The sequence below is a fragment of the Saliniramus sp. genome (assembly GCF_035311605.1).
Lineage (GTDB): Bacteria > Pseudomonadota > Alphaproteobacteria > Rhizobiales > Beijerinckiaceae > Saliniramus.
The window spans coordinates 20,694-27,797 of the sequence record NZ_DATGCW010000104.1 but is presented as its reverse complement, the minus strand read 5'-3'; the positions used below and the strand labels follow the sequence as shown (position 1 = coordinate 27,797).

Genomic DNA, 7,104 nt, shown 5'->3' with positions numbered 1-7,104 from the left:
CCACAGCCGGAGATGGAACCGCCGGCACAGCAAGGCCTCTCGCAGGCGACGGAGCCGGTCGTCGCGCAGCCTGCGCAGAAGCGCGCAGCAGAGCCGGAAGCTGAAGCCAGGCGCGGCCTGTTCGGCTTCGGGCGACAGGCGCAAACACGATCCGCCGAAAAGCCCGCGCCGCAATTCCCGCCGCGCCCGCGCACCACGCCGGTGGCGCCCGACAATCCCCCGCCTTACCCGCCGCGTCCGCGTACCACGCCGAACCTGCCCGATGCGCCATCCGACAGCGCCGGGGAAGCGCCGTCTCACGCGGCGGTCGGAGGCGGCATGGACGCAGCGCGCCTTTCCGGTGCAGGCCTTGCAGCTGCGAGCGCCGATGACGCGTCGGCTCGGGCCGGCGACGCATCGGCGCCCTCCCCGGCTTCTCATCCGGAGGCCGCTCCCGCCGCTCGCGAGGATGCGCTGTTTTCCGATATGGCGCGCGAGCTCGAAGCCGCGTTCAAGCGCCCCGCCTCCTCTGCGCCCGCTGACGCGCAGAGCGCCCGCGCAGCACCGTTCCCCGACGCGCCCGTCGCCACACGAGTCGATGATGTACCGGCTCCCGAAGCGCTCGCTGCGACGAGCCTCGAGCCGCCTCCCTTCCCGGCGCGCACCGCCCCGCCGGTCCCAGAGGCGCCGCGCCAGCAGAGCGAAGATGCCTTCTCCATCGAGCAGGCTTTCGCCGAGACCATACCGCGCAGGCGCGAGGCCACCGGATCTGCAATCGACGAATCTGCTCTTGCCGAGTCCGCTCTTGCCGAGTCCGCTCTTGCCGAATCTTCGTCCACCGGGACCGCGCCTGAGATCACGGCACCCGAAACCGCGCCGGTCACCGGGGACGGCTCAGACGATCATGCCCCCGCCGGAAGCCCGCATGCGCCTGCACCCGGCATGACCCCGGCTCCGACTGCCGGTCCGGCACATTTCGCCACCGCCATCGAAGAGAGCCCGCAACCGCAGGCCCCTCCACGCGCGGATGTGCAGACGGATACGCAAGATCCGGACCCGCGCTTCCCGGAAACAGAAGAGCCGGCAGCATCTCCGGCCTTCGCCCAGGCGCAGGCAATCATCGCTGAAGAAGCGCTCGCGGAAGCAGCGGAAGCCGAGGCCGCGCCGGAAGGTGCCGCGCATACGCATGCGCGCTCCGTCGATGATGTCGCATCGCACGCACAGCCGGGATCCGAAACGGCGCCGGAGCCGGAATTCACGATCGATGCCGACACCACGGAGCCGGCCATCGAGGAAGAGCCAGCCACCTATTCCGCAACCGGGGCATTCGCGCCGCAGGACGCTGCGCGCGCAAAGCGCGATACGACCGTGCAGGATGGCGTCACAGAAGAACCCGCAGCCCAGGCATCTGCAGACGAGGCACCCGCAGCGGAAGAGACCAGCACGGCAGATCAACCACAAGCCGAACCGGCGCCGACAGAAGAAAAGCCCGCGAGCAAGGTCGATCCGTTCTCAGTGGACGAGATCGAGGCGGAATTCGCCCGTCTGCTCGGACGCAGCAGCGACAAGGATCCCAAAAGCTCTTGATAGCGCGCTTGCGCACGCTTGCAGCGCTTGCACTGCCGCCATTCGCGTCGCACCGTCCCGTAACAGGACACGCGGAGCGAATCAGCGGTGCAGGCGGATCACGGGGGCAAAAACCACGCGGGAATGAATTGTGCGGACGCGCTGCTGCGTGATCGTCGGGAGCGCGCGCGGGCGCGTTTCATGGCGCTGCGCATGCCCGTCGCCTGCCTGATCGGTACGGGTGCCTTCCTCCTCGCCTTTCCCAGCCTCGCCCAGACCCTGACCCTCGATCTCGGCGAGGAGGGTGGCGTTACCGAGCGGGCGCTGCAACTGATCGCGCTGATCACGGTCCTCGCGCTCGCCCCCTCGATCCTGGTGATGGTGACGTCCTTTACCCGGATCGTCGTAGTGCTTTCCCTGCTGCGCTCGGCGCTGGGCACGATGACGGCTCCGCCGAACGGCGTCATCATCGGGCTCGCGCTGTTCCTCACCGCCTTCGTCATGGCGCCGACGCTCCAGGAAGCCTACGAGGAAGGCGTCGCCCCGCTCATCGCCGGTGAGATCAGCCAGGAAGAAGCCTTCACCCGCGGCGTTGCCCCGTTTCGCACCTTCATGCTCGCCCATGTCCGCGAGCGCGATCTCGAACTCTTCATCGACATGTCGGGTCAGACCGATCTTGAGGGCCCCGACGATGTGCAGTTGCATGTGCTGGTCCCGGCCTTCATGATCTCGGAGCTGCGGCGCGCCTTCGAGATCGGCTTCCTGCTCTTCGTGCCCTTCATCATCATCGATCTGGTGGTCGCCTCGATCCTGATGTCGGTCGGCATGATGATGCTGCCACCGATCACGGTCTCGCTGCCGTTCAAGCTGATCTTCTTCGTGCTCGTCGACGGCTGGAACCTCGTCGCGGGATCGCTGGTACGCAGTTACGGCTTGTAGCGCCTCACAGGTCGTCGCGATTTCGCGGTTTGTCGGCTTCATCCGCATTCTCGTCGCGCAGATCATCATCATCGAGAATGCGCAACGCCGCCCCTTCGAGATCCTCGTACTGGCCCGAGCGCAGCGACCAGAGGAAGGCGATCAGCCCCATCAGGCCGAGGCTGAGTGCGATCGGCAGCAGGTAGATCAGGACATTCATGATGCAGCCTCCGTGGACGTGACCGCCGGGGCGGCGGTGAGCATCGTCGTCGCCTGTGATCTGGCGTGAGTGGCAGCAGGCGCAGATATCGCAGCGGTCCCGGCATGAGCCTCGCGCCCCGCGCTGCGCGCGCGCACGGCGTTGAGCGTAACGATCACCGAAGAGCCCGACATCGCCACCGCCGCGATCAGCGGCGTGACGTAGCCGAGCACCGCGATCGGCACGGCGATCAGATTATACACGGTCGAGAGCCACAGGTTCTGGCGCATGATCATCAGCGCCTTGCGCGACAGGGCGACGGCTTCGGCCACCGGGCGGAGGCGATCGCCGAGGGCGAGGGCATCGGCGCAGTTCTGGGCCAGATGCGAGGCGGTAATCGGCGAGATCGAGGCATGGGCGGCCGCCAGCGCCGGAGCGTCGTTGAGCCCGTCGCCCACCATCAGCACGCGCCGCCCCTCACCGGCCAGACGGGCAAGAATGGCGGTCTTGTCGCCGGGCTTGCAGCCGGCATGCCAGTCGGCGATGCCGAGCGCCTCGGCAGCCCGGCGCACCGGCCCCTCGCGATCCCCGGAGACGATCATCACTTTCAGGCCGCACCGTTTGAGATCGGCCACGACATCGCCGGCATCGGCGCGCAGGACCTGGCGCAGCAGCAGCACCGCGACGCGCCCGCCATGGCGCAGGACGATCGGCGTCGCATCCGGCTCATCGCTCAATGCGCAGGCGACGGCATCCTGCGCATCGCAGAAATCCGGGCTGCCCAGCCGCGCCTCGATGCCGTCCACGATCGCGCGCACGCCGCGCCCCGGCTCCTCGACGACATCGTCGAAGGGCGCTCCCGCTGCGCCGTCGCGCGCCAGCGCCCGGGCCAGCGGATGGTTCGAGCTCTGGCCGAGTCTGCCTGCGAGCGCCACCATCGCGTCATCGAGCGCGCCGCGATTGACAAGCCGCGCTTCGGGCGTGGTGAGCGTACCGGTCTTGTCGAAGACGACCGTATCGCAGGCGGCGATGCGCTCGACACCGTCACCGGCGGTGAGCAGAACGCCGGAGCGAAACAACGCGCCGGAGACCACGACCTGCACCGCCGGCACGGCGAGCCCCAGCGCACAGGGACAGGTGATGATCAGAACGGCCACCGCCGTGATCACGGCGAAATGCAGATCGGCACCCACAAGCAGCCAGCCGATCAGCGTCAGCGCCGCAGCGGCATGGACGACGGGCGCGTAGAGCTGCGCAGCACGATCGGCGATCTGCACGTAGCGCGACTTCGCCATCAGGGCCTGATCCAGCAGCTTGTTGACCTCCGCAACGAGGGAATTCTCCGCCGCCGCCGCCGCGCGCAAGGTCAGCGCGCCGGTGAGATTGAGCGTCCCGGAATGCAGCTGTGCGCCCTCGCCCACGGGCTCGCGCGCCGTCTCGCCGGTGACGAGACTGGCATCGACATCCGAAAGCCCCGTGACGACCACCCCGTCCACAGGCACCCGGTCGCCTGGGCGAATCTGGAGGAGATCGCCGGTCCTGACCCCGAGAATGGGAATTTCGGTCACCCCGCCATCGGCATCGATCCGCCGCGCCGTCTCACCGCGCAGGGCGAGCAGATTGCCGGCCACGGCGCGGGTCTTCTTGCGCATGATCTGGTCGAGCACCCGCCCGGCGAGCAGGAAGGTCAGCAACATGGTCGCGGCGTCGAAATAGGCGTGTCTGGCCGAATTCATGGTCTCAACGATCGAGATCCCCACCGCGAGCAGCACACCCAGCGAAATCGGCACATCCATACCGAGTGCGCGCGCCTTCAGCGAACGCAGCGCCCCGCGAAAGAAGGGCTGACCGGAATAGGCCACTGTCGGGATCGCGATCAGCGCCGAGATCCAGTGGAACAGGTCGCGCGTCTCGGTATCGATATCGGCGACATTGCCCGACCAGACCGAGACGGAGAGCAGCATGATGTTCATGGTGGCGAACGCCGCCACCCCGAGCCGCTTCAGGAGATCCGAGGTCTGCGCCGCCTCGATTTCCTCCTCGCGGCTACGCGTGAAGGGATAGGCCTTGTAGCCAAGTTTGTGCAGCCGCGTGACAGCCAGCCCGGGATCGACAGGGGCCGTTTCGTGGCCATCACCATCCATCGCCGCATCGAAAACGAGATGAAGACGCTTGTTCGTATAATTCAGCCGCGCATGGGCGATACCGGGTCCCGCGACACCCTGTTCGATCTCCCGGATACAGGCGGCACAGGTAATGCCGTCGATCGCGAGATCGAGTTGCGCGCAACCCTCCTTGTCGCGCGTCACGAATGCCGAATAATCGATCCGTTCGCTCATCCGTTCAGCGTAGCATGACGCGGTTGCGCGAATGGAAGACCTGTTGGTCACCCTCGCTGAATGTCAGCACCAGATCCCACTGTCCCGCCGGCACGTCCGCGAACCGGGCCTCGTAGACGCCGTAACCGATGCGCTCCAGCGTCGCGGGGCGATCGAGATTGCTGTCGGCGGGGCGCGCGAGCGTGACCTCGCCGGCCATGTCGGGCAGCATGTTGCCGTCACGATCACGCGTGGTGATCTCGGCATAGGCGCCGCCATCGGCGCGGCGCTCGACGAAAGCCTCGATTTGCCAGCCGCGCGCCTGCTGGTCTGCCGCACTTGCCAGCGTGGTATTGAATTCCTGGCTGGCGCGATAGGCACTGTCGGTCTCGAGACCCCGGAACGTGGCGATCGCATTGGGCAGGAGAATGCCGAGATTCATGAAGATGATCAGGCCGAAGAAAGCGAGGATGATCGCCAGAACCTTGCCCCCGGTCAGCGGCTTGCCGCCGGGGACGTAGTCGTTTTCGAAACGGTCGGGGGAGGACATCGTTCGGTTTCCTGATTTGCCGGACCCGCTCTCAATCGGCAGGTCGGATGAAATTGTCACTGGTCGTGGCGACTTCGCCACTCGCCGGCTCGGTCAGCACGAAGGTGATCGGCGTCGATTCGGGGATACTCGCCGGATCGGGAATCGTGACCAGCACGCGGACCTCGCGGGTCTGGGCCGGGCCGACGGGCATTTCGATCACGCCTTCGGAAACCGGAATCGCACCGAGCGCATCGACATTCACCACCGGCAGCCCCGTCACCGCGAGGGTGAAGGCGCGCTCTTCCAGCGCCTTGTTGAACAGGCGGATGGTATAGGCGTTGCGGATCGAACCATCCGAGAGCTGCACATAGAGCGGATTCCGGTCGTGCTGGGCCGAGACATCAATCGAGCCGCGCCCGACGAAGGTGAACAGCATGATCCCCGCGATCAGCCCGATCAGCGCCATGTAGACGATGGTGCGCGCCCGCACCAGCTTTGAGCGTTCCTGCGGCTTGCCCTCGAGGCGACGCTCCAGATTGTACTCGCTGTCATAGGTGATGAGATCGCGCGGCAGGCCGACCTTCTCCATCACGTTGTTGCAGGCATCGATGCACAGACCGCACTGGATGCAGCCGAGTTGCGAACCGTCGCGGATATCGACACCGGTGGGGCAGACGGCGACGCATTGGCCGCAATCGATGCAATCGCCCGCCGGCTCGCCCGCCTCGCGCAGGGCGCGGTTCTTCTTGACCGAACCGCGCGGCTCGCCGCGATCGACGAGATAGGTGACGTTGTAGGCATGCTCGTCCGTCAGCGCCGCCTGGATACGCGGCCAGGGGCACATGTAGACACAGACCTGCTCGCGCATCCAGCCGGCCAGCGTGTAGGTGGTGAAGGTGAGGATACCGATCCAGAGATAGGCCACGAAGGGCGCTTGCAGCGTCGCAAGATTATAGACCAGCGTTGGCGCATCGGCGAAATACAGCACCCACGCCCCGCCGGTCCACCAGGCGATCATCAGCCAGACAACATGCTTCGAGGCGAATTTCGAGATCCGCTCGGCGTTCCACGGGCCGTTATAGAGCCGCAACCGCTCGCGCCGGTCCCCCTCGATACGCCGCTCCACCGCCATGAACAGATCGGTCCACACCGTCTGCGGGCAGAGATAGCCGCACCAGATCCGCCCGGCCACGGCATTCATCAGGAAGAGGATGAGCGAGGCCAGAATCAGCAGCCCCGTGAGATAATAGACCTCCTGCGGCCAGATCTCGATGAAGAAGAAATAGAAGCGTCGCGCTGGCAAATCGATCAGCACCGCCTGGTCAGGCGCGTTCGGCCCACGATCCCAGCGCACGAAGGGCAGGAAATAATACACGCCCAGAGTCGCGATCAGGACAGCCCACTTGATCTTGCGGAACTGTCCCCAGACACTTTGCGTGAAAAGCTGCTTTCGCGCCTCGAACAACGGCCCGTCGATATAGACTTCCTGCTCGTCTTCGGGTGTGAGTTCAGGCTTCTTGGTGACAGCTGCGTCGGACATTTCGCCCCCGGTGCGGGATCCTCGAGATTGCTCCGACATGTAAGCGAAACCG

The 7,104-nt window shown here is 66.1% G+C and carries 5 protein-coding genes and 1 pseudogene; 2 read left to right on the top strand and 4 right to left on the bottom strand.

The genetic code is table 11. The annotated features are described in order from the left end of the window. Window positions 1-1,566: pseudogene (locus VKP01_RS04980) on the top strand (hypothetical protein); the annotation flags it as partial. A 192-nt stretch (window positions 1,567-1,758) separates the two neighbouring features. Then, entirely contained in the window at window positions 1,759-2,484 is a 726-nt protein-coding gene (fliP, locus tag VKP01_RS04975) for a flagellar type III secretion system pore protein FliP (protein ID WP_324410861.1), read from the top strand. A 4-nt stretch (window positions 2,485-2,488) separates the two neighbouring features. On the opposite strand, the gene ccoS is transcribed toward fliP, so the two are convergent. The 4 genes from ccoS to ccoG are packed head-to-tail and all read right to left on the bottom strand — an operon-like array spanning window position 2,489 to window position 7,052. Continuing rightward, window positions 2,489-2,683, bottom strand: coding sequence for a cbb3-type cytochrome oxidase assembly protein CcoS (gene ccoS, locus VKP01_RS04970; RefSeq protein WP_324410854.1), 195 nt, complete (start codon window positions 2,681-2,683; stop codon window positions 2,489-2,491). Beyond that, complete coding sequence (locus tag VKP01_RS04965) at window positions 2,680-5,001, bottom strand: heavy metal translocating P-type ATPase (protein WP_324410852.1); 2,322 nt, start codon at window positions 4,999-5,001, stop codon at window positions 2,680-2,682. Before VKP01_RS04965 ends, ccoS begins: the two co-directional genes overlap by 4 nt. A 4-nt stretch (window positions 5,002-5,005) precedes the next feature. Continuing rightward, window positions 5,006-5,530: a FixH family protein gene (locus tag VKP01_RS04960; protein WP_324410850.1), complete on the bottom strand. Its 525-nt coding sequence runs from the start codon at window positions 5,528-5,530 to the stop codon at window positions 5,006-5,008. A 31-nt stretch (window positions 5,531-5,561) separates the two neighbouring features. After that, on the bottom strand, window positions 5,562-7,052 hold the full coding sequence (ccoG, locus tag VKP01_RS04955; protein WP_324410848.1) for a cytochrome c oxidase accessory protein CcoG: 1,491 nt from the start codon (window positions 7,050-7,052) through the stop codon (window positions 5,562-5,564). Window positions 7,053-7,104 lie beyond the last annotated feature (52 nt).